Source organism: Hyphomicrobium album, from assembly GCF_009708035.1.
In the GTDB taxonomy this organism is placed as follows: domain Bacteria; phylum Pseudomonadota; class Alphaproteobacteria; order Rhizobiales; family Hyphomicrobiaceae; genus Hyphomicrobium_A; species Hyphomicrobium_A album.
In genome coordinates, this window is record NZ_WMBQ01000001.1 from 2281035 (window position 1) to 2301771 (window position 20737).

Consider the following 20737-nt stretch of genomic DNA (forward strand, 5'->3'; position numbering starts at 1 on the left):
GCCTAAACGCGGACGTCCGCGACCCAAGGAGAGGGCTTGAATGGCCGGCCGTTCCGCATCCCGCGCCGAAATCGTCAATCTCGATCTCGCCCCCATCGGTAATGGGCGCATAGCAGCGCTCGTCAACACGCAGGGGCGTATTGTCTGGTGGTGCTTCCCACGCCTCGATAGCGACCCGGTGTTTTCCAACTTGCTCGCCGGCGACGAGGAGAAGGGCTTCTGCGACGTCGTCATGCACGAGCAGACGACGGCGCGCGCGCAGTATGTGCGCAATACGGCGATCGTCGAGACGGTGCTCGAGGACAGCAACGGCAATGCCGTGCGCATCACCGATTTCGCGCCCCGTTTCCTGCGCTTCGAGCGCGCCTTCCATCCCGCGCAGATCATTCGCCGCATCGAGCCGCTGCGTGGCCTGCCGCGCGTCACCATTCGCCTGCGGCCGACGTTCAACTACGGACAGCCCGCACAAATGGCGGCCATCGGTTCCAACCACATTCGCTACAGCGGAGGTGCCGACGTGCTGCGCCTCACCACCGATGCGCCGCTGTCCTACATCGCGCACGAGACGCCGTTCGCGCTCACCCATCCGGTGACGATGATCCTCGGCTCCGACGAGCCCCTTGAGGCCTCCGTGGACAGCGTCGCGCGCGAGTTCCTCGACCGGACGCGCAACTACTGGCTCGGCTGGGTGCGCGGCCTCGGCATTCCCCTCGACTGGCAGTCCGCGATCATCCGCGCCGCCATCACCTTGAAGCTGTGCCACTTCGAGGAGACGGGTGCGATCATCGCCGCGCACACGACGTCGCTACCCGAAGCGCCGGGCACGCAGCGCAACTGGGACTATCGCTTCTGCTGGTTGCGCGACGCCTTTTTCGTGATCAGCGCCCTCAATCGTCTCGGCGCGACGCAGACCATGGAGGGCTACCTCAACTACATCACGACGATCGCCGTCGACACCGAGCCGCCGCTGCAGCCGGTCTACGGCATCGTTCACAATCAGCCTTTGACAGAGCGCATCGCAACCGATCTCGCCGGGTATCGCGGCATGGGGCCGGTGCGCGTCGGCAACCAGGCGGCCGAGCAGACGCAGCACGACGCCTACGGCAGCGTCATCCTCGGCGCGGCGCACATGTTCATCGACGAGCGGCTGCCGGGCATGGGGGATGCGTCGCTGTTCCGCCGCCTCGAACCGCTCGGCCGCCAGGCGCGGCGCGTCTACCTGGAGCCCGACGCCGGTCCGTGGGAGTATCGTGGTCGCACGCGTATCCATACGCACTCGGCGACCATGTGCTGGGTCGCTTGCGATCGTCTCGCGCGGCTCGGCGGTCTGTTGTCGCTCGAAGATCGCGCGGGATACTGGCGCGGCCACGCCGACAAGATCCGCAACGAAATTCTCGAACGCTCCTGGAGCCCCAAGTGGGGTGCCATCGCCGGCGCACTCGACCACGACGACCTCGACGCGAGCGCTCTGCTCATGGCCGAGTTCGGCATGCTGCGCGCCGACGACGAACGCTTCCGCCGCACCGTCGAGGTCATCGGCAGAGAGCTCAATCGCAACGGCTTCATCATGCGCTATACGTCGGACGACGATTTTGGCGCGCCGGAGACCGCGTTCCTCGTCTGCCAGTTCTGGTACGCCGACGCGCTGGCCTCGATCGGTGAGACCGGCAGGGCGCGGGACCTCTTCACCGATGTGCTCTCGCGCACCAATTCCTTCGGCCTGCTGAGTGAGGATATTCACCCAACCACCGGCGAACTCTGGGGAAACATCCCCCAGACGTATTGCATGGCGGGTATCATTAACACCGGCATGAAACTGTCGCGCAGTTGGGAAGATGCCTGGGCCGCAGGCTGATCCTTGCACAACGTGCGGCAGTATTGCTCAAGCGGAACCATAACCGAAGCTAAATGGTTGTCCGGCTAGGCAAACACGTCACGCGGGCCCGCCGGATAAAGCATGAGTCGCATCGTTCTGGTCTCCAATCGTGTCGCCGATCTGTCCAAGGCATCGCAGGCCGGCGGTGTGGCCGTCGCCATCGCCGACACCCTGCGCGCGCGCAAGGGCCTGTGGCTCGGATGGAACGGTAGGATCGGTGACCGCAGCGAGGAGTTGAACGCCAAGCCCGCCCTCGCGGAGTTCGACGGCACGACCGTCGCGACGTTGGCGCTCAGCTCGCGCGAGCATGACGATTATTACACTGGCTACTCCAACAACGTGCTGTGGCCGGTGTTTCACTCGCGCCTCGACATCGCGCAGTTCGAAGCCGGCTACTACCAGCGCTATCTCGACGTCAACAAGCGCTTCGCCCAGGCGCTGCGTCCGCTGCTCAAACCCGACGACATCATCTGGGTCCACGACTACCACATGATCCCGCTCGGCATGGAGCTGCGGGCCCTCGGCGTCACCAATCCGATCGGCTTCTTCCTGCACATTCCGGTGCCGCCGGCGCAGACGTTTCTCGCCATCCCGGAGCATCGCGAGCTTGCCCGCGGCCTCGCCTCCTATGACCTCATCGGCCTGCAGACCAAGGTCGACGTCGGCAATCTGATCGACTACCTGCAGGACGGCGTGTTCGGCCGCATCCTCCAGGACGGGCGCATCCGCGCCTTCGACCGCGAGCTGTCGATCGCGAGTTTCCCCGTTGGCATCGACGTCGATTCATTCATCGGCTCGCGCCCGAAGCGCGGCCGCGAGGCGCCAACCGCTACTACCCGGCTGCTCGGCGTCGACCGGCTCGACTACACCAAGGGCCTGCCGCAGAAATTCCGCGCCTTCGGACGCTTCCTCGAGAAGTATCCTGACTATCGGCGCAAGGTGATCCTGTCGCAAATCGCGCCGCCGACGCGCGAAACGATGGTTGCATACACCGACATAAAACATGAGTTAGAGACTCTGTCGGGAAGCATCAACGGCCGCTACGGGGAACTGGATTGGGTGCCGATTCAATACATTCACCGTGCAACGCCGCGCAAAATGCTCGTGGATGTCTATCGCAACTCGCGCGTCGGCTTCGTCACCCCGTTGCGCGACGGAATGAACCTTGTCGCTAAGGAATACGTTGCCGCCCAGGACCCGGGAGACCCCGGCGTTCTCATTTTGTCGCGCTTCGCCGGGGCCGCGGAGCAGATGAAGGAGGCGCTCATCGTCAACCCCTACGACGTGGAAGAAATGGCCAAGTCGATAAAGGTCGCGCTGGAGATGGGCCTTACCGAGCGGCAGGAGCGTCATCAGGCGCTGCTCGACAGCGTGCGCAGCAACAGCACCTACGACTGGTGCCGCTCGTTCCTAAATGCACTCGAAAGCGTCGGACGCCGTAGCACGCTGGCCATTCCCACCTCGCCATCGGATGCGGCGCGCAAGGCGTTGCAGGAGATCGAGCTAGCCCGCGTGTCGCCCCGCATACAGCCCAGTTGAGGGACCACCGCCCGAATATTAGAAGGGATATGATGAAGGCTATTACGATCGGCGGCGCTATGGTCGATACGATCGCCATCATAGAGAGCGATCGCATCGAACGAATGGCGATGCTCAACGCGGATACCTCGTTCCTCTTGCTCGAGGAGGGCCGCAAGACCGAAGCGCTGGACGTCTCCACCCATTGCGGCGGCGGCGCCATCAACACCGCCGTTGCCATGGCGCGTCTCGGGTTCGATGTATCGACGCTGGTGAAGCTCGGCCGTGACGCGCGCGCGGATTTCATACTGGCTCGCCTTAGCACCGAGGGCATCTCTGGACGTTGGGTTCTGCGCGATGCGAAGGCTCCGACCGGCGCCTCGGTGATCGTCTCCTCGCACGACCGCAACGCTGCAGTGTTCACCTTTCGCGGCGCCAATACGCTGCTCGAGCCGACGGATATGGTCGACGAAGCTTTCGCGACCGACCTCGTCTACGTGTCGAGCCTCTCTAACCGCTCAGCCGAGTGCTTTCCGCACATCATCAAGAAGGCCAAGGCCGCCGGCGCGCTGGTCGCGGTCAACGCCGGGGTACGCCAGCTCTCGGCGCGTGGCGGAGCGTTTCTCGATAACCTTTCCAGTATCGACGTCCTCGCCATCAATCGAGCCGAGGCAGATGCGCTCGTGCCTGGCCTCGTCGCCAAGTTCGGTGAAGGCGGAACGGCACTCACGCTCGAAGCCGGCGAGCAACCGCCGCCGCTGCTAGCGCGCGGCCTCGTCGGCGGGGGGTACGAAATGAGCCTTCCGGCCTTCCTCCACTCGCTGCGCGCGCTCGGGACGCGCTATGTCATGCTCACCGACGGCCACGGTGGAGCGTTCGTATGCGCCGATGGCGGCGTTCATTTCTGTCCGGCTGCCGAGGCGACCGTGGCCAGCACGGCGGGTGCCGGCGACTCCATGGCATCGACGTTTGCGGCGCTCATCGCCCTGGGACGGCCGAGCGATGTGGCGCTCAAGGCCGCGACTCTAAACGCGGCCAGCGTCGTCTCCTATATCGATACGCAGACCGGCCTCTTGCGCCGCGATGCGCTGGAAGGTCGCCTGGCCGCAAGGTGCCATCTTCAGCTACGCAAGTGGAGCCTCTAGAGCGATGGGTGATCGGCAGCACCTCGAGGAGCGCATGGCGAAGGCCGCGACAGACTTGCGGATGGACGAGGTTCGCTTGGCGAAGAGCAGCGACCCGACGCCCGGCGACCTGCTCGCCGGCGACGTGCGCAACTATGCCTTGTTCCTCGATTGCGACGGGACGCTTCTCGACATCGCCCCGACGCCAAACGAGGTCGTCGTGCCGGCCAAACTCGTCGAGACGCTGGTGCGCATCTATAAGGGTCTCGGCGGCGCGCTCGCCATTCTCACCGGTCGCCAGCTCGCCGAGATCGACACGCTCATGAAGCCGGCGATGTTCGTCGGCTCGGGCGTCCACGGCGGCGAGCTGCGCACGACCACCGGCGGCGCCATCGCGCGCGTCGCGACCAGCCTGCCGGCGTCACTCGTCGAGGAGGTCATTCGCCGCGCGCAGAAGCTGCCCGGCATCATCGCCGAGCCGAAGGGTCCGGGTCTCGCCGTCCACTACCGCCTGGCGCCGCACTTGAAAGACGCGCTCGAGGCCGAGCTGCGGGGATTGCTGACGCAATACCCCGAAGGGCTCGTCCTCTGCCACGGGCGCAAGCTGTTCGAGATCATTCCTGCGGGTCATTCGAAGGGCACGGCGCTGGAGACGATCCTGGCGCTGCCGGAATTCGCCGGCCGCCGCCCAATCATGATCGGCGACGACATGGGCGACATCCCCGCGTTCGCGGCAGCACGCCACCACGGCGGGGTGGGCTTGCGGGTCGCGGGCGAGCAGTTCGGCACAGACGTGGAGCTGGAGAGCCCGCAGCGCGTGTTCGCGTGGCTCACGCGTTTCGCCGAGCAGCTGGAGACGGCGCCGCGGCCACGCTCGTCGTAGTCAGCGCGGCGCCGGCGGGCAATCCGTACCGGCGCTCGTATCGTCGCGCGCCTCACTCGCCAACTGGCGATACTCGCCGCGAATGCGCTCAATCTCGTCTTCTTCGAGCTCTTCGAGGTCGAGCAAGCGGTTTTGCGCGCCCTCGATGGCGCGGATCAATTCGTCGAGCTTGACCTGGATGGCCTCCGAATCGCGGTTCTGCGACGCCTGGATGGCGAACACCATCAGGAAGGTCACGATCGTGGTGCCGGTATTGATGACGAGCTGCCAGGTGTCGGAGAAGCCGAACAGCGGGCCGCTCACCACCCACACCAGAACCACCGCGACCGCCATTGCGAACGCATAAGGCGAACCCGTCGCGTGCGAGACCCACCGCGCAAATCGCGTAAAGAACGAGGTGTTCTTGTCGCTAAGCTGGGCCATGGCGAGCCGAAAACGCCGCCCGATGCGGCCAAGTTCCGGTATCGAGCATAGGCCGGAACCCTTTGCTCGCACACCGAGTTTACTGCCCGCGCAGGGCAGCGCGGCGTGTCAGAGCCGCCATCGACCAGTCGAACAGCGGCGGAGACCATGGGCGTAATGGCAGAAGAGCGTCCCGTCCTTAACGCGCACGGCGCCAAGCGGCTGCCGAGCGTGGAGGTCGACAGCTACAATCTCGAGATCAAGGACGAGGACGGCTTCGTTGGCGACAAAGCGAGCCGCGGTGCCTTCCACGACATCCTGGAAAAGTGGCGCGAGCCGTTGCGCGAACTTGGCGTCGATCCCCTCGGCGACACGCTCTCCGAGGAGATGTCCAAAAAGCAGCTGGACAAGATGTTGGCGGAGGGGGACCCGGAGGCCGGCGGCATCATTCACAGCGCGGTCGAGGATTTTGCGCAAGCCCTGACCTCCGTCATCAAGCGCTTCCTCAAGACTTCGGCGTGGCGCGACACCGAGGCGATTGTCATCGGCGGAGGGTTCCGCGACAGCCGCGTCGGCGAGTTGGCCGTCGGCCGCACCGAGGTGCTGCTGAAGTCCGGCGACCACAAGATCGAGATCGAGCTCATTCGCAACCATCCGGACGAAGCGGGGCTCATCGGCACCGCCCACCTCATGCCTTCGTGGATGCTGCAGGGTTTCGATGGCATCCTCGCCGTCGACATCGGCGGCACCAACATCCGCGTCGGGATTGTCGAAACCAAGCTGAAGAAGGCAAAGGACCTCTCCAAGGCCGGGGTGTTCGCCTCCGACCTGTGGCGGCACGGCGACGAGAAGACCAAGCGCGACGAGGCCGTGAGCCGGCTCAACGATATGTTGCTCGAGCACATCGCATTGGCCGAAAAGAAGGAGCTAAAGCTCGCCCCCGTGGTTGGCATCGGCTGCCCGGGGCTCATTCGCGAGGACGGCTCCATCGAGACCGGCGCCCAGAACTTGCCCGGCAATTGGGAAAGCAGCCGCTTCAACCTCGCGAACTGCATCCGCGAGCGCATTCCCCTGATCGACGGGCATGAGACCCAAGTGGTCATCCACAATGACGCCGTTGTGCAGGGCCTGAGCGAGCTGCCCGTGATGCAGGACTACGAGCGTTGGGGCGTGCTGACCATCGGCACCGGGCTGGGGAATGCCCGCTTCACCAACCGGCGCAAGGCGTCGGAATAAATACTTTGCCTGCCCGTTGACGACCACTCCGAGGCAACCCACATTCCTGCGGGGCAAATCAGCGCGGGCACGCGACTTCGGCTGACGGGGAATCCAGCATCCAATAATTAGCCTTGGCTTGCGGTCATTCGGCCGCGTAGCTTCCGCGCCCGTTCGACATCACGCGCCCTATTGGGACCGACCTATGATCAAGCGCTTCCTCATCGCCTTAGTCGTCATGGGCGTCCTCGTTGGTGGGCTCGCCTATTTCAAGCTCGTCTTCATGCCGCAGATGATCAAAGAGATCATCAGCTCGCAGGTGCCTCCGCCGGCAGTGATCACCGCCGAGTCCACCAAGACCGAGGAATGGACCGAGCGGCTGCCGGCCATCGGCACGCTCATCGCGTCGCAGGGCGTCGAGATCGCCGCCCAGGTGTCCGGCATCGTGACCGGGCTCGGTTTCGAGAGCGGCCAGGACGTGGCGTCCGGCACGAAGCTCGTGCAGCTCGATATCGCCGTCGAACAGGCCGATCTCGCCAGCGCCGACGCGATCCTGCGTGAGGCGGAAGTCGCCTTCAAGCGGCAGACCGACTTGCTGGTGAAGGCTGTCGCCTCCGAAGCGAATGTCGATACGGCCCGCGCCAAGCGCGACACCGCAACGGCCGCCTTGAACCGGATCAAGGCGCTGATCGCGCAGAAGGCGATCCTCGCGCCCTTCGCGGGGCGTCTCGGCATCCGCCATGTGGAGGTGGGGCAGTATATCTCACCCGGTCTCGCGATGGTGTCGCTGCAGGCGCTCGATCCGATCTGGGTCGACTTCCCCATGCCGGAGCAGAACGTCGGCAAGCTGCACGTGGGCGAAACTATCGAGCTGACGGTCGATGCGTTCGGCAAGCAGGTCTTCAAGGGCTCGGTCACATCCCTCGACGCCCGCGTTTCGCAGGAGACACGTACGCTCTTGGTGCGCGGCACCCTGCCCAATCCCGACCACGCCCTGCTGCCGGGCATGTTCGCCAACGTGCAGGTTCTCGCCGGCGGACCGGCCAAGGTCATCACCGTGCCGCGTACGGCCATCACCTACAGCCTCTACGGCGACAGCGTGTACGTCTTGAAGCCCCAGGAGGGCCAGCCGGCGCCGGCGAAACCCGAGGACACCGTCTACGTGGTCGAGCGCCGCTTCGTCAAAAGCGGACAGGTGCGCGAAGACCGCGTGGCCGTGACCTCCGGCCTGAAAGAGGGCGAGCAGGTCGTCACCACGGGGCAGGTAAAGCTGGCCAACGGCAGCCTCGTCAAAGTCGATAACTCGCAGGCACTCGTGCCACCCGCCACGCGACCGTACCAGTAGGGGCTAGACCATGTCGTTCACCGACATCTTCATTCGCCGCCCGGTGCTGGCGTCGGTCGTCAGCCTGCTGATCCTGCTGATCGGCCTCAGCGCCGCGTTCAATCTGCAGGTCCGTCAATACCCCGAGCTGTCCAACACCACGATCACGATCACGACCAGCTACCCCGGCGCCAATGCCGACGTGATCAAGGGCTTCATCACCGTTCCCATTCAGCAGGCGGTCGCCAGCGCCGAGGGCATCGACACGCTGTCGTCGAGCTCGCGCCAGAACGTCTCGACGGTGACGCTCAACCTGCGCCTCAACGCCGACCCGGATCGGGCCGTCGCCGACGTTCTGTCGAAGGTCAATCAGGTGCGCAGCGTGCTGCCGCCGGAATCGATGGACCCGGTCGTCATCAAGCAGACGGGCGAGTCGACGGCACTGATGTACCTGTCGTTCAACTCGGACGTCCTCACTTCCTCGCAGATCACCGACTACCTGACGCGCGTGGTGCAGCCGAAGCTGCAGACGGTCGACGGCGTCGCCAACGCGCAAATCCTCGGCGGCCAGACGTTTGCCATGCGCATCTGGCTCAACCCGCAGAAGATGGCGGCGCTCGGCGTCACGCCGCTGCAGGTACGCACCTCGCTTGCCGCCAACAACTTCACGACCGCTGCCGGCCAGATCAAGGGCGACTTCGTCGAAACGACGATCAACGCCGAGACGTCGCTCGCCAGCGCGGAGGCCTTCGGCCAGCTGGTCGTCGCGGCGCGCGGCGACGCCTTGGTGCGCTTGAATGACATCGCCGAGATCGCGCTCGGCGCCGAGGACGTGAACTCGACGTCGGCGTTCAACGGCCTCAAGGCGGTGTTCATCGGCATCTACTCGACGCCGACCGCCAACCCGCTCACCGTCATCGCCGATGTGCGCAAGACATTTCCGTCCCTGGTAGCCGAGCTGCCCCCGGGCATGACGGCCGACATCGCCTACGACTCGACCAAGTTCATCGACGCGTCGATCTCCGAGGTGCAGAAGACGCTCATCGAGGCGGCGCTCATCGTCATCGTCGTCATCTTCCTGTTCCTCGGCAGCCTGCGCTCGACGCTCATTCCGATCGTCACCATCCCACTGTCACTGATCGGCGTGATGTTCGCGCTGCTGGCACTCGGCTACTCGCTCAACCTCCTGACGCTCCTGGCGCTGGTGCTCGCCATCGGCCTCGTCGTCGACGACGCCATCGTCGTCGTCGAGAACATCCACCGGCACATCGAAGAGGGCATGACGCCCTTCGACGCCTCGATCGCCGGTGCCCGCGAGATCGCCGTGCCGGTCATCTCGATGACGATCACGCTCGCGGCCGTCTACGCGCCGATCGGCTTCGTCTCGGGCCTCACCGGCTCGCTGTTCCGCGAGTTCGCCTTCACGCTCGCCGGTGCGGTGATTGTCTCCGGCATCATCGCGCTCACCCTATCGCCGATGATGTGCTCCAAGCTTCTGACCGCGGAGCTGTCGTCCGGCGGCTTCGTCAAGTTCCTCGACCGCACCTTCGACCGCCTGAAGCACCGCTACCAGCGCCGCCTCAGCAGCACGCTCAACTATCGTCCGGTCACGCTGCTCGTGCTCGTCGGCGTCATCGCTGCAACCGTGCTCATGTACGCCACGGCGCAGCAGGAGCTTGCCCCGGAAGAGGACCAGGGCATCCTCTTCAACCTCGTGAAAACGCCGCCCGCCGGCAACATCGACTATCTCGAGCAGGTCACCGACCACCTCTACAACGTCTTCAAGACGGTTCCGGAAAAGGAGCACGTGTTCGCCATCAACGGCATGGGCGGCGACGTCCATCAGGCGTTCTCGGGCATCCTCTTCAAGCCGTGGGAAGAGCGCAACCGCACGCAGGCGCAGATCCTGCAGGACTTGCAGCCCAAGGTGAACAGCATCGCTGGCGGCCAGATCCTCACCTTCGGCAACCCGTCGCTGCCGGGCTCGACCGGTGGCCCGCCGATCCAATTCGTGCTGACGACGACGTCCGACTACGAGCAGCTCGCCCAGGTTCTGCAGAAGGTGCAGGAGGAGGCAATGAAGAGCGGTCTCTTCATCTTTGCCGATAGCGATCTGAAGTTCGACACGCCGCAAATCGAGGTGAAGATCGACCACGCCAAGGCCAACAGCCTCGGCATCACCATGCAGGAAATCGGTGCCTCGCTGGCTACGCTGCTCGGCGGCAACTACGTCAACCGCTTCAATCTGTACGGCCGCAGCTACCAGGTCATTCCACAGGTGCCGCGCGATTTCCGCCTGCAGCCCGATTGGATCAAGCGCTACGAGGTGAAGACGTCGTCGGGCAAGATGGTGCCGTTGTCGACCGTCGTCGACGTGCGCGAGAGCGTGCAGCCCAACGCCTTGACGAGCTTCCAGCAGCTCAACTCGGCGACGCTGCAGGGCGTCCCATTCCCGGGCCGCACCATCGGCGAGGTCATCACGTTCCTCGAAGGGAAGGCGAAGGAGATCTTCCCGGAATCGTTCACCTACGATTTCCAGGGCGAGAGCCGCCAGTACGTGCAGGAGGGCAACCGGCTCGTCGTCACCTTCGTGTTCGCACTCATCGTCATCTATCTCGTGCTCGCGGCCCAGTACGAGAGCTTCCGCGATCCACTCATCATTCTCATCGCGCTACCGACCTCGATCTTCGGCGCGCTCCTGCCGCTGACCTTTGGCCTCGGCACGATCAACATCTACACGCAGATCGGTCTCGTTACGCTCATCGGCCTCATCTCGAAGCACGGCATCCTCATGGTGGACTACGCCAACCACCTGCAGCAGACGAAGGGGTTGGGCCGGCGCGCGGCGATCGAGGAGGCGGCAGCGATCCGCCTGCGGCCGATCCTGATGACGACCGCCGCCATGGTCATCGCCATGGTGCCGCTCATCTTCGCGACGGGCGCCGGCGCCGCGTCACGCTTCGCCATCGGCATCGTCATCGCCTTCGGCATGACGATCGGCACGCTGTTCACGCTGTTCGTGACGCCGGCGGTCTACACCTATATCGCCCGCGAGCACCGCCACGAGAAAGCGCCGTCACCTGCCACCGGGGTCAGTCACCCGGCAGAGTGAGAGTTGCTGCGCTTGAGAGCGAATACGCCGCGGCGCGGCGCGAACAGGAAGGCGAGCACGAACACGAACGCCTGTAGCAGAACGATGCAGGGGCCCGTCGCGCCGTCGATGTGGAAGGAAATGAGCGTTCCGAAGAAGCTCGCGCCGATGGCGACGCAGGCGGCGATCACCAGCATGCGCTCGAAACGGTCGGTAAGCAGATAGGCAATGGCGCCGGGCGCCACCAGCATCGCCACGACCAGGATGATGCCCACTGCCTTGAGCGAGGCGACGATCGTCAGCGCCAACAGCACCAAAAGCCCGTAGTGAATGACGCCGAGCGGTAGGCCGATGGCACGGGCGTGCTGCGGATCGAAGCAATAGAGCAAGAGATCGCGGCGCTTGGCGAGGACGATGAGCAGCGTGCCTCCGGCAATGATCGCGACCTCGATCAAATCGCGCGGCGTGATGCCGAGCATGTCGCCGAAGAGAACGTGCAGGAGATGCTGATCGGTCTCGACCTTTGTGAACAGCACCAGCCCCAGCCCGAACATGCCCGAGAACACGATTCCCATCACCGTGTCCTCTTTCACGCGGCTGTTTTCCTTGAGGTAGCCGATGAGCAGCGCGCAGGCGAGACCGGCCGCGAAGGCGCCGACGGCGAACGGGAGGCCGAGCACCGCCGCCAGCACGATGCCCGGCAGCACGGCGTGCGAGATGGCGTCGCCCATGAGCGACCAGCCCTTGAGCACCAGATAGCAAGACAGCACCGAGCAGACGGCGCCGATGAGGATTGACGCCGCGAGCGCCCGCTGCATGAAGCCATAGCTCAGCGGCACGACGAAGAAGTCCCACAGCTCGCTCACGGAATCGCTCCCTGTGACGACGGCACCGGCCGACGGCGGCGCGCTGCGATCACGCCGTGCTTGGGCGCGAGATAGAAGGCGGCGAGGAACAGGAGCGTCTGCAGCGTGACGATCACCCCCCCGGTCGCGCCGTCGAGGAAGTAGCTGATGTAGGCGCCGGCGAAGCTTGTCCCCGCGCCGATGGCGACGCTCAGCGCCAACAACCTGCCGAAGCGGTCGGTGAGCAGATAGGCCGTCGCCCCCGGCGTAACCACCATGGCGATGACGAGACAGGCGCCGACCGTCTGCAGCGCCGCGACGGTGCATGCCGCGAGCAGCGCGAAGAACATGATCTTCAGCGCGCCGGCGTCGATGCCGACCGTGCGCGCGTGGCTTTCGTCGAAGAAGACGACCATCAGGTCGCGCCACTTCGCAAGCAGCAGCGCCAGCGAAACCGCGGCGATGATCACCACCTGCACCACGTCCTCGTCGGAGATGCCGAGGATGTTGCCGAGCACGATCGTCTGGATATTGATCGACGTCGGATAGATGGAGGCGATGAGCAGCCCCGCCGCAAAGAATGCCGTAAACACCAAACCGATGATCGCATCCTCGCGTAGGCGCGTGCGGTGCTTGACGAGCCCCATCCCGAGCGCCGCCAGCAGCCCGGCGACGAAGGCGCCGGCGGCGTATGGCAGCTGCATGAGATAGGCCACCGCCACGCCGGGGACCACGGCATGCCCGAGCGCGTCGCCCATCAGCGACCAGCCCTTCAGCATCAAGTAGGCGGACAGGAACGCGCACACGCCGCCGACCAATGCGCTGACGAACATTGCCTTCAGCATGTAGTCGTAGGTGAACGGGGAGAGGAGCTCGGTCACCCTTTGTCCCCGTTGTTCTTGCGCCGTAGCGGCTCATCCTCCGGCTTGCCTTCGCCGTAGAACACCACGGGGCGCTCGTCGTCGGTCAGCACGGTGACGGTGCGGCGGTCGTCGTCGGCGTGAAGCTGCCCGCCCTCCAGGCGGAAACGGCGCAGCACGCCGCCGAAGGCGCGCTCCAGGTTCTCCTGGGTGAACGTGCGGGCCGTCGGGCCGGCCGCCAGCACCTCACGATTGAGAAGCACCACGTGATCGCAAAAGTCCGGGACGCTGCCGAGGTTGTGGGTGGAGACGAGCATCAGGTGCCCGCTCGCCCGCAGCTGACGCAAGAGATCGACGATCGCCGTCTCGGTCTTCACGTCGACGCCGGTGAACGGCTCGTCGAGAAGGATGACGCGCCCCTCCTGCGCCAGAGCGCGCGCCAGGAACACGCGCTTCTTCTGGCCGCCGGAGAGCTCGCCGATCTGGTGATGGCGAAAGCCGGTCATACCGACCCGCTCGAGCGCCTCACCGACCTTGCGCTTGTCGTTTGTCGACGGAATGCGCAGGAAGTTCATGTGGCCGTAGCGCCCCATCATCACGACATCCTCGACGAGGATGGGGAAGTCCCAGTCGACGTCCTCGCTCTGCGGCACGTAGGCGACGTAGCCGCGCTTCAAGGCTTCGTCGACGGGCAGCCCGCAGATGCGCACCTCGCCGGTCGTGGGCCGCACGAAGCCCATGATCGCCTTGAACAGCGTGGACTTCCCACTGCCGTTGACGCCGACCAGGCCGCAGGTCGTGCCCGGTCCGAGTTCGAACGATGCGTCCTTCAGCGCCGTCACGCCACTCGGATAGGTCACCGTCACGTCACGCACGGACAGCGACGCCGCGACGCCGCGCGGCGTCTCGATCGTCGGCTCCGTACCCGCATAGTTCATGCGCCAAAACCTTCGGCGATGGTCGCGACCGTCGTCTCGAGCAGCTTGAGAAACGTCGGTACGGGGCCGGTCTCCTCGCTGAGTGAGTCCACGTACAGCACGCCGCCGTAGCGCGCGCCCGTCTCCTTGGCGACCTGCCGCGCCGGCTTGTCGGAGACGGTGCTCTCGCTGAACACGACGGGGATCTTGCTCTTACGCACCTCATCGATCACCCGGCGCACCTGCTGCGGCGTGCCCTGCTGGTCGGCGTTGATCGGCCACAGGTAGAGCTCGCGTAACCCATAGTCGCGCGCCAAGTAGCTGAACGCCCCCTCGCTCGTCACCAGCCACCGTTGGTCTTTGGGGATCGACGCGAGCCGCTCGCGCAATGGCGCATCCATCGCCTTGATCTGCGCGGCGTACGCGGCGGCATTCTTGTTGTAGGTGTCGGCGTGCGCCGGATCGTGCTGCACCAGCGCCTTGCGGATGTTCTCGACGTAGATGAGTGCGTTGGAGGGCGACATCCAGGCGTGCGGATTGGGTTTGCCGGAGTAGGCACCCTCGGCGATGCCCATCGGCTCGACGCCGTCGCTGGCGACGACGCTCGGCACATCACTCACGTTCTGGAAGAACTTTTCGAACCAGCGCTCGAGGTTGAGGCCGTTCCAGATGACGAGGTCGGCGTCCTGCGCCTTGACGATGTCGTGCGGCGTCGGCTGGTAGTCGTGGATCTCCGCTCCGGGCTTAGTGATCGACTCCACCACCGCGGCGTTGCCGGCGATGTTCTGGGCGATATCGCGAATGACCGTGAACGTCGTCACGACCTTGAACGGCTTGCCGGGGTCGGCCGCATTCGCCAGCTGTGGCAGCGCGGCGAGACACAGAAGTGCCACCCCCCGCACAAATGTCCGTCGCGTTACACCCAATCTACGTCTCCCGGGATATGAAGGGCCGGCAAAAGTCGCCCGCGCAAGCCCTGAAGGGCCGCGGCGCCCGTCTAGTTGCGAATGATTTGCAACTAGACAATATGCGATCACCCGGTGAAAAGTCAATGGAGGTGCGGAGATCGGCCGGTATCTAGCCGGCGACGCGCGGCTGCGTTTCAGGGCTGACCTTGATATCGCAGAAGAAGATCAGCGCCGAGCGGTCGACATTCTTGGCGCGGTACATGGCGATATCGGCGTTGGCCATGATCTCTTTCGCGGTGGTGCCGTCGTCCGGAATGAGCACCGCGCCGACCGACACACCGACATCGTGGCCCACCCCCTCGACCCAGATCTTGTTCTCCAGCACGGCGATAAACCGGGCGCCAACCGCCTCGGCACCCATGCGGTCGACGTCGTAGGCAAGAATGCCGAACTCGTCGCCGCCCAGGCGGGCGAGCAGGTCGGCCGGACGCGCGACACGCCTGAAGCGCTCGGCGACTACCTGCAGCACGGTGTCGCCCGCCGCGTGCCCGTACCTATCGTTGACCTGCTTGAACTCGTTCAAATCCAGCAAGAAAAATGCATGCTGGGCGCCGTCCGTCCGCGTGTCCAACTCGTTGAGCCGGCTGAGCACGGCGCGGCGGTTGGCCAGATCGGTCAATGGGTCGCGCATCGCCTGCTCGCGCAGCTCGCACATCTCGCGATCAAGCGCGGCGCGCTTTTCCGCGTCCCGGTGAAGCTCACGTACGCGCCGATGGATAAACGCGGCGATGCAGCCGCCGAGTAGCAGGGTCAGCGCGATGGCTTCCACCAGCGACACGCGGCGCTCGGCTTCAGTGAGCTGGTGCGCAAAATGGAAAAGGTCGAACTCGATCGACAGCAGGCCGACGATCGCCAGCACGCTGAGCGCGAGGATCGCGTCCTGCGCGCTGCGTCCCGGGTGGGCAGCAATGGATCGGAGCACGTTCCTGACCGCCAAGCGCCAACCTCTTCACTGTACGGATTGTGTGCGGGCTGGAGGTTACGCGGCTGTGCTCAAAAAAATGTAAAGCGCAGGGTGCGGCATGCGAAACGGCAGTTGCACATCCCCAATCATTGCTGTGCCTCGTTCATCTCCGGTGCCGCGCAACAGCCCGGCATCCGCGTCGAATCAGTTATGGCCTTTGCTTGGCTCAGAGATCAGGCGGCGGCGGGCATCGGAGCGTGGCCAGCATGGGGCGAGGCAGGCCGTTTGCGCTTCACGTCCTGGCGACATTGCTCGTTGTCGCGACGGCCGGGGGCGCGACGGCCGAGGACTCCTCGTGTTGCAGCGACCTCGATCAGCGGGTCGCCGAACTCGAATCGATGGTGGCACGCAAGGGCAACCGCACGGTCTCGCTGCAGGTCACCGGCCTCGTCAACAACGCGGTGATGACCTGGGATGACGGTGCGGAGCGCAACGCCTACGTCGTCACAAACGACAACCAGCGCTCGCGGTTCAGTTTCGTTGGCAAGGCCGCGATCGATGCGATCTGGGAGGCGGGATACGCGATCGACATCGGGCTCAGGGCGGCCAACTCCAAGCTGGTCAACCAGCTGACCGACAACGACCGCGTGCTGCGGCGCGACTTCGATGTGCGCAGCTCTGTCTGGTACCTGCGCAACAAGCATCTCGGCGCGGGGTTTATCGGCACCACCTTCGCCGCCACCGACCGCATCGCCAACTCCAACGTCACGCAGACGGCCATGTTCAACCAGTACGCGGCGCCGGAGAATACCGGGCTCGGCATGTTCTTGCGCTCGGCTAGCAATGGCCGGCTGACGCGCAGCCTGCTGAACTGGCGGCGCATCATCGGCGCGGGCGGTGACCAGCCGGGCGAAAGCCAACGCGGCTTTTCGCTCCTGAAGTACGTGTCCCCGACATGGAACGGCTTCACGGCGGCGGCCGACTGGGTCGTTACCGACTTCTGGGACGTGGCCCTGCGCTACCGCAAGGAGATGCACGGTTTCGATGTGGGCGCCGGCATCGGCTATCTGCAGCTGGTGCCGGGGTCGCGGACCCGCAGCGTGTGTTCCATCGCCATCCTCGACGATGGCGGCGATTCACCCGCCTGCCGTCAGCTGCTCGGCTCGGTCAGCGCCAAGCATCTCGACACGGGCCTCTTCGCCAACTTCGGATTCGAATACACGCTCGACGGCATCGCCGACGACACGGATCGCTTCGCGAACACCGGCGTCGGCGACCACGAGCTGCTTCTGTCGGGGCAGTTTGGCATCGAGCGGCCGTACCTTTCGCTCGGCAAGACCACTATCTACGGCGAGTATTACAACTACAGCGGTGCCGCGCCGACGGCGCTGCTGGTCGGACCGGGAGATCCGCTTAACCCGACGGGCGTTGGCAGCTGGGCGGTGTGGCAATCGAGCGTCGCCATCTGGGGCGCCGGCATAGCGCAGGGGATCGATAGCGCGGCGATGATCCTTTACCTGTCCTACAAGCACGTGACCGGCGATCTCACTTTGCGCCAACTCAACGGCGTCGAGGCGACGGGCCCTGTCGCCGGCGCACCGATCGACGATCTCGATTTGCTGTTGTCGGGTGCAGTGATCCGCTTCTGACCAGCCGCTAGTCGCACTTGATCTTCACGGTGCGGCCAATCTCCGGAACGTACTTGGCGCACATTTCTGGATCGTCGCGCGGCTCATCGTCGTCCTTGCGGCGCGCCGACGATTCGCGCGACGGCTTGGGGGGATCGGACTGGGCGACGGGTTCGCGATCCTTGTCGGCATCGTCGACCTGACCTCCACCGCCGAGCCGGTCGAGCCCCGCCTTTGCCAGCTGCAAATCGGGCTCGATGGCCAGAGCCCTGTTGAACGCACTCCTGGCGTTGTCGCGATTTCCATCCTCCTCGTCGATGAGGCCGCCCACGCCGATCGCAAACGCCGACTTCGGTGCCAACTTCAAAGCATCGTCGACATCGGTGCGCGCCTCGCTGAGACGGCGCTGCTTGACGTAGGCAAAGCTGCGCTGCGCGATGAGATCGGCGCGCTCCTTGGGCAGCAGCGTTTCGAACTTCGCATGCTTCATCGCCTTTGACAGGTCGCTGACGGCCTGATCGTACAGCTTGGCAAGGTTGCTGGCGCGTCCGCGCTGCGTCAGCAGGATGAAGTCGCCGGGCTTAAGACGCAGCGCCTCGTTGAAGTCCGCGACCGCCTTCGCGCCGTCACCCTTGGCGAAGTAGGCCCGACCGCGTCCCTGGTAGCCCCACGCGAAACGCGACGAGTGGCTGAGCGCTGTCGTGAAGTCCTCGATGGCCGCGTCGAGCTCGCCAGTGCGAATGTGCACGTCACCGCGCTGGCCATAATATTGCGGATTGTCGGAATCGAGCTCGCTCGCCTGCTCGAAGTCGGCGAGGGCTTCCGGGTAGCGGCCCAGCGACTTGTAGGCGGCGCCACGATTGCCGAGGGCGATGGCGCGGTTGCGTTTGCCGAGACCGCGGTTCTCATACAGTTGGGTGCAGGCTTGGATCGCTGCTTCGGCGTCCGTCGTATCCGCGCAGGCCTTGTCCTGGCGGCTCACTTGGCTGTGCGCAGGCGACACCGCGGTCCATCCGACAAGGACGACCAGAACGATGGTCAACGGCGCATGCTTCCGTCTCATCGGTCGCATCTTAGCTGACCCGCGGCGCCAATGCCTAATGGCTCGCCCCACCGTAGTAATTTACCGTTGGCCATTGTTCAGAACCCGGCGATTGGATTCAGATCGCGTAGAGGCCTATTGTCGGTCCGCGTCCTTCCATTTGTGCATTGCCATGTCATTCAAGCAATTGATCTTCTGCGTTTGCCTCGGCGCTTCCGCGGGTATCGCCCATGCCGATCCCGGCGACGCGATCGGCTCGACCGTGGCCATCGTCAATAGCGTGACCGGCGCCTTCCGGCAGGACGTGCGCACGCTCGCGACCGGCGACGATGTCGTGCAGGAAGAGGTAATCGCCGCCGGCACGGACTCCATCGCCGAGATCATGCTGCGCGATCAGACGAAGCTCGCCCTCGGTCCCGGGTCTCGGCTGACACTCGACCGCTTCGTCTACAATCCCGACCGGCCGAACGGCGCCATCGTCCTCAACCTCATCAAGGGTGGCTTCCGCTTCATCACCGGCGTCGCCGCCAAGCCGTTCTACTCGATCCGCACGCCCGTGGCGGCGATCACCGTGCGCGGCACGATCTTCGACATCTACGTCGAGGAAGGCGGTCCGGTATGGCTGCTCCTGCACGAAGGATCGATCCGCGCCTGCAACGAGCGAGGCGAGTGCCGGTCGCTCGATGATCCTTGCCGCCTGCTGCGCATCGGCGCCGGCGGCGAGTTGCAGGACCCTGGAACCTGGAACGCATTGCCCGCCGCTCGCGACGTGAATTTCGAGCGCGCATTTCCGTTTGTCGTCTCGCCGCCGGGCATCGATCCTACACCCGTCTTCACGCGTGCCGACATCGAGATGGGCCGCTGCCCCGAGCCGAAGGTCCGCAAGGCGGAGGAGCCCACTCCAAAGGTGAAGAAGGCGGAGAAGCCTCCGCGGCGTCAGGCGCGCAAGGTCCGCAGGACGCGGCAGACGTATGCCCGCCGCCGGCCGCCCGCCACATACTCGCCGGGCATCAGCATCGGTATCGGCATCGGGTTCGGCGGCGGCGGCAAAGGTGGCGGCGGCGGCCACTAAGCGCGCGCGGTCTCATCACTGCGACATTGCCTCACGGATCACCCGGTGCACGAATGCCAGCTTCGTCGCCGCAACATCGGGAATGACGAACGGGTAGAAGTCGGCGTGGCCCATACTGCGGTTGATGTCGTTCAAGGCCAGCGTCAACGGCACCCAGCGCTTGATGAGCGCGTCGAAGCTCTCGCTGCGATAGACATCGAATGGACGCAGCCCCCACGCGTTGCCGGAGCTGAACCGCCCCAGCCGCGGCTCGAGGCGATGCACCGCCGCCGTATCGAGCGCATCGATCATGTGCAGGTAGTGCGCCCAGGTCTCCGCCCAATCCTCCCAAGGATGCGAACTCGCGTAGGCCGACACGTGGCGCAGCGACCAGTCGGCTGGCGGACCCAGCGCGTGGTGACGCTCGAGCGCGGCAACATAGTCTTCGCGCTCGTCGCCGAACAGCGCCCGAAAGCGATCGATGTTGTTGGTGCCGTCGATAAGCAGCATCCAATAATAGTGGCCGCTCTCGTGACGCAGGTGCCCGAGCATCGAGCGATAGGCTTCGGCCATCGCCTGGCGCTGCCGCTCCCGCTCGACAGCGTCGGCCTCCCCGACGGCGATGGTGATGACGCCATCGAGATGTCCGGTGAGCGCATCGTTGAGGAAATCGAAGGTCAGCGGCGCCTTGCCGACGACGGCACCGTCGAGCGGCAAGCCCAGCCGCAGCAGCGAGTAGGCCAAGCGCTTCTTGGCGCGCTCGAAGACACCCCAGGCCAGCACGTTGGCCGGATCGGCGAGATTGGGGATGGTCCGGTTGAGCTCGCACGCGCTGCAGAACTGCGATTGCGAGTCGGCGCGCACCAGCCAGTTGCACACGCCGTGCACCTCGTTGGCGCAATAACGCAGCCGAACGCCTGCGCCCTTCTTGTATTCGCGGTAGAGGCCGTCACCGCTCGAAACGAGCGTGCGGATTTCGAGCTTATCGGGACGGAAACCGAGGGCGTGGCCGCACCTGAGGCACTGCACGTTCTCAAAGTAAACGGTGCTGCCGCACGCACCGCATTTGAACGTCTTCACCGAAGCCTC

Annotated in this window: 17 protein-coding genes; 9 read left to right on the top strand and 8 right to left on the bottom strand. The window is 64.9% G+C overall.

Features of this window, described 5'->3' with window-relative positions:
• The first annotated feature begins 40 nt into the window (after positions 1 to 40).
• The 4 genes from GIW81_RS10845 (at position 41) to otsB (ending at position 5401) form a co-directional block, all read left to right on the top strand.
• Positions 41 to 1855: a glycoside hydrolase family 15 protein gene (locus GIW81_RS10845; protein WP_154739202.1), complete on the top strand. Its 1815-nt coding sequence runs from the start codon at positions 41 to 43 to the stop codon at positions 1853 to 1855.
• Positions 1856 to 1957: 102 nt separating this feature from the next.
• On the top strand, positions 1958 to 3415 hold the full coding sequence (locus tag GIW81_RS10850; protein ID WP_154739203.1) for an alpha,alpha-trehalose-phosphate synthase (UDP-forming): 1458 nt from the start codon (positions 1958 to 1960) through the stop codon (positions 3413 to 3415).
• Between the two features lie 32 nt (positions 3416 to 3447).
• Positions 3448 to 4539: a carbohydrate kinase family protein gene (locus GIW81_RS10855; RefSeq protein ID WP_154739204.1), complete on the top strand. Its 1092-nt coding sequence runs from the start codon at positions 3448 to 3450 to the stop codon at positions 4537 to 4539.
• Between the two features lie 4 nt (positions 4540 to 4543).
• Positions 4544 to 5401 (top strand): trehalose-phosphatase, encoded by an 858-nt coding sequence (otsB, locus tag GIW81_RS10860; RefSeq protein WP_195930512.1) that lies wholly within the window; start codon positions 4544 to 4546, stop codon positions 5399 to 5401.
• Here otsB and GIW81_RS10865 read toward each other — a convergent pair whose 3' ends face one another.
• Entirely contained in the window at positions 5402 to 5824 is a 423-nt protein-coding gene (locus GIW81_RS10865) for a low affinity iron permease family protein (protein ID WP_154739206.1), read from the bottom strand.
• A gap of 147 nt (positions 5825 to 5971) precedes the next feature.
• Between GIW81_RS10865 and GIW81_RS10870 the strand changes: the two genes are divergently transcribed.
• From GIW81_RS10870 to GIW81_RS10880, 3 genes are all read left to right on the top strand, one after another.
• Entirely contained in the window at positions 5972 to 7039 is a 1068-nt protein-coding gene (locus GIW81_RS10870; protein ID WP_154739207.1) for an ROK family protein, read from the top strand.
• 184 nt (positions 7040 to 7223) lie between these two features.
• On the top strand, positions 7224 to 8363 hold the full coding sequence (locus GIW81_RS10875) for an efflux RND transporter periplasmic adaptor subunit (protein ID WP_154739208.1): 1140 nt from the start codon (positions 7224 to 7226) through the stop codon (positions 8361 to 8363).
• 10 nt (positions 8364 to 8373) lie between these two features.
• Positions 8374 to 11454, top strand: coding sequence for a multidrug efflux RND transporter permease subunit (locus tag GIW81_RS10880; protein WP_154739209.1), 3081 nt, complete (start codon positions 8374 to 8376; stop codon positions 11452 to 11454).
• On the opposite strand, the gene GIW81_RS10885 is transcribed toward GIW81_RS10880, so the two are convergent.
• The 5 genes from GIW81_RS10885 to GIW81_RS10905 all read right to left on the bottom strand — a co-directional run bounded on the left by GIW81_RS10885 (position 11439) and on the right by GIW81_RS10905 (position 15882).
• Positions 11439 to 12299: a metal ABC transporter permease gene (locus tag GIW81_RS10885; RefSeq protein ID WP_324614972.1), complete on the bottom strand. Its 861-nt coding sequence runs from the start codon at positions 12297 to 12299 to the stop codon at positions 11439 to 11441. The two genes, GIW81_RS10880 and GIW81_RS10885, sit on opposite strands and share 16 nt — an antisense overlap.
• A complete protein-coding gene (locus GIW81_RS10890) occupies positions 12296 to 13123 on the bottom strand; it encodes a metal ABC transporter permease (protein WP_154739647.1) in 828 nt (275 codons plus the stop codon). The genes GIW81_RS10885 and GIW81_RS10890 overlap by 4 nt, the downstream gene beginning before the upstream one ends.
• A gap of 32 nt (positions 13124 to 13155) precedes the next feature.
• Positions 13156 to 14076 (bottom strand): manganese/iron ABC transporter ATP-binding protein, encoded by a 921-nt coding sequence (locus GIW81_RS10895; RefSeq protein WP_154739210.1) that lies wholly within the window; start codon positions 14074 to 14076, stop codon positions 13156 to 13158.
• Positions 14073 to 14981 (bottom strand): metal ABC transporter substrate-binding protein, encoded by a 909-nt coding sequence (locus GIW81_RS10900; protein WP_154739211.1) that lies wholly within the window; start codon positions 14979 to 14981, stop codon positions 14073 to 14075. The genes GIW81_RS10895 and GIW81_RS10900 overlap by 4 nt, the downstream gene beginning before the upstream one ends.
• 151 nt (positions 14982 to 15132) lie before the next feature.
• Entirely contained in the window at positions 15133 to 15882 is a 750-nt protein-coding gene (locus tag GIW81_RS10905; protein WP_154739212.1) for a GGDEF domain-containing protein, read from the bottom strand.
• Positions 15883 to 16193: 311 nt separating this feature from the next.
• Between GIW81_RS10905 and GIW81_RS10910 the strand changes: the two genes are divergently transcribed.
• Positions 16194 to 17576, top strand: a complete 1383-nt coding sequence (locus tag GIW81_RS10910) for a hypothetical protein (protein ID WP_229309144.1) — start codon at positions 16194 to 16196, stop codon at positions 17574 to 17576.
• 7 nt (positions 17577 to 17583) lie between these two features.
• On the opposite strand, the gene GIW81_RS10915 is transcribed toward GIW81_RS10910, so the two are convergent.
• Entirely contained in the window at positions 17584 to 18618 is a 1035-nt protein-coding gene (locus tag GIW81_RS10915) for a tetratricopeptide repeat protein (protein ID WP_195930513.1), read from the bottom strand.
• A 151-nt stretch (positions 18619 to 18769) separates the two neighbouring features.
• On the opposite strand from GIW81_RS10915, the gene GIW81_RS10920 reads away from it, so the two are divergent.
• Entirely contained in the window at positions 18770 to 19669 is a 900-nt protein-coding gene (locus GIW81_RS10920) for a FecR family protein (protein WP_195930514.1), read from the top strand.
• Positions 19670 to 19684: 15 nt separating this feature from the next.
• Here the strand turns inward: GIW81_RS10920 and GIW81_RS10925 are convergent, their stop codons facing one another.
• Positions 19685 to 20728 carry a zinc-binding metallopeptidase family protein gene (locus GIW81_RS10925; RefSeq protein ID WP_324614973.1) on the bottom strand — a complete coding sequence of 348 codons (1044 nt, stop codon included), beginning with the start codon at positions 20726 to 20728 and terminating at the stop codon, positions 19685 to 19687.
• Between the last annotated feature and the right edge of the window lie 9 nt (positions 20729 to 20737).

What these genes read in the sequence shown, in the direction of transcription:
- GIW81_RS10910 (WP_229309144.1), top strand. Translation starts at nt 16,194, where the DNA reads ATGGGGCGAGGCAGGCCGTTTGCGCTTCACGTCCTGGCGACATTGCTC.
- GIW81_RS10915 (WP_195930513.1), bottom strand. Translation starts at nt 18,618, where the DNA reads ATGAGACGGAAGCATGCGCCGTTGACCATCGTTCTGGTCGTCCTTGTC.
- GIW81_RS10870 (WP_154739207.1), top strand. Translation starts at nt 5,972, where the DNA reads ATGGGCGTAATGGCAGAAGAGCGTCCCGTCCTTAACGCGCACGGCGCC.
- GIW81_RS10850 (WP_154739203.1), top strand. Translation starts at nt 1,958, where the DNA reads ATGAGTCGCATCGTTCTGGTCTCCAATCGTGTCGCCGATCTGTCCAAG.
- GIW81_RS10855 (WP_154739204.1), top strand. Translation starts at nt 3,448, where the DNA reads ATGAAGGCTATTACGATCGGCGGCGCTATGGTCGATACGATCGCCATC.
- GIW81_RS10880 (WP_154739209.1), top strand. Translation starts at nt 8,374, where the DNA reads ATGTCGTTCACCGACATCTTCATTCGCCGCCCGGTGCTGGCGTCGGTC.
- GIW81_RS10895 (WP_154739210.1), bottom strand. Translation starts at nt 14,076, where the DNA reads ATGAACTATGCGGGTACGGAGCCGACGATCGAGACGCCGCGCGGCGTC.
- GIW81_RS10865 (WP_154739206.1), bottom strand. Translation starts at nt 5,824, where the DNA reads ATGGCCCAGCTTAGCGACAAGAACACCTCGTTCTTTACGCGATTTGCG.
- otsB (WP_195930512.1), top strand. Translation starts at nt 4,544, where the DNA reads ATGGGTGATCGGCAGCACCTCGAGGAGCGCATGGCGAAGGCCGCGACA.
- GIW81_RS10875 (WP_154739208.1), top strand. Translation starts at nt 7,224, where the DNA reads ATGATCAAGCGCTTCCTCATCGCCTTAGTCGTCATGGGCGTCCTCGTT.
- GIW81_RS10845 (WP_154739202.1), top strand. Translation starts at nt 41, where the DNA reads ATGGCCGGCCGTTCCGCATCCCGCGCCGAAATCGTCAATCTCGATCTC.
- GIW81_RS10890 (WP_154739647.1), bottom strand. Translation starts at nt 13,123, where the DNA reads ATGCTGAAGGCAATGTTCGTCAGCGCATTGGTCGGCGGCGTGTGCGCG.
- GIW81_RS10920 (WP_195930514.1), top strand. Translation starts at nt 18,770, where the DNA reads ATGTCATTCAAGCAATTGATCTTCTGCGTTTGCCTCGGCGCTTCCGCG.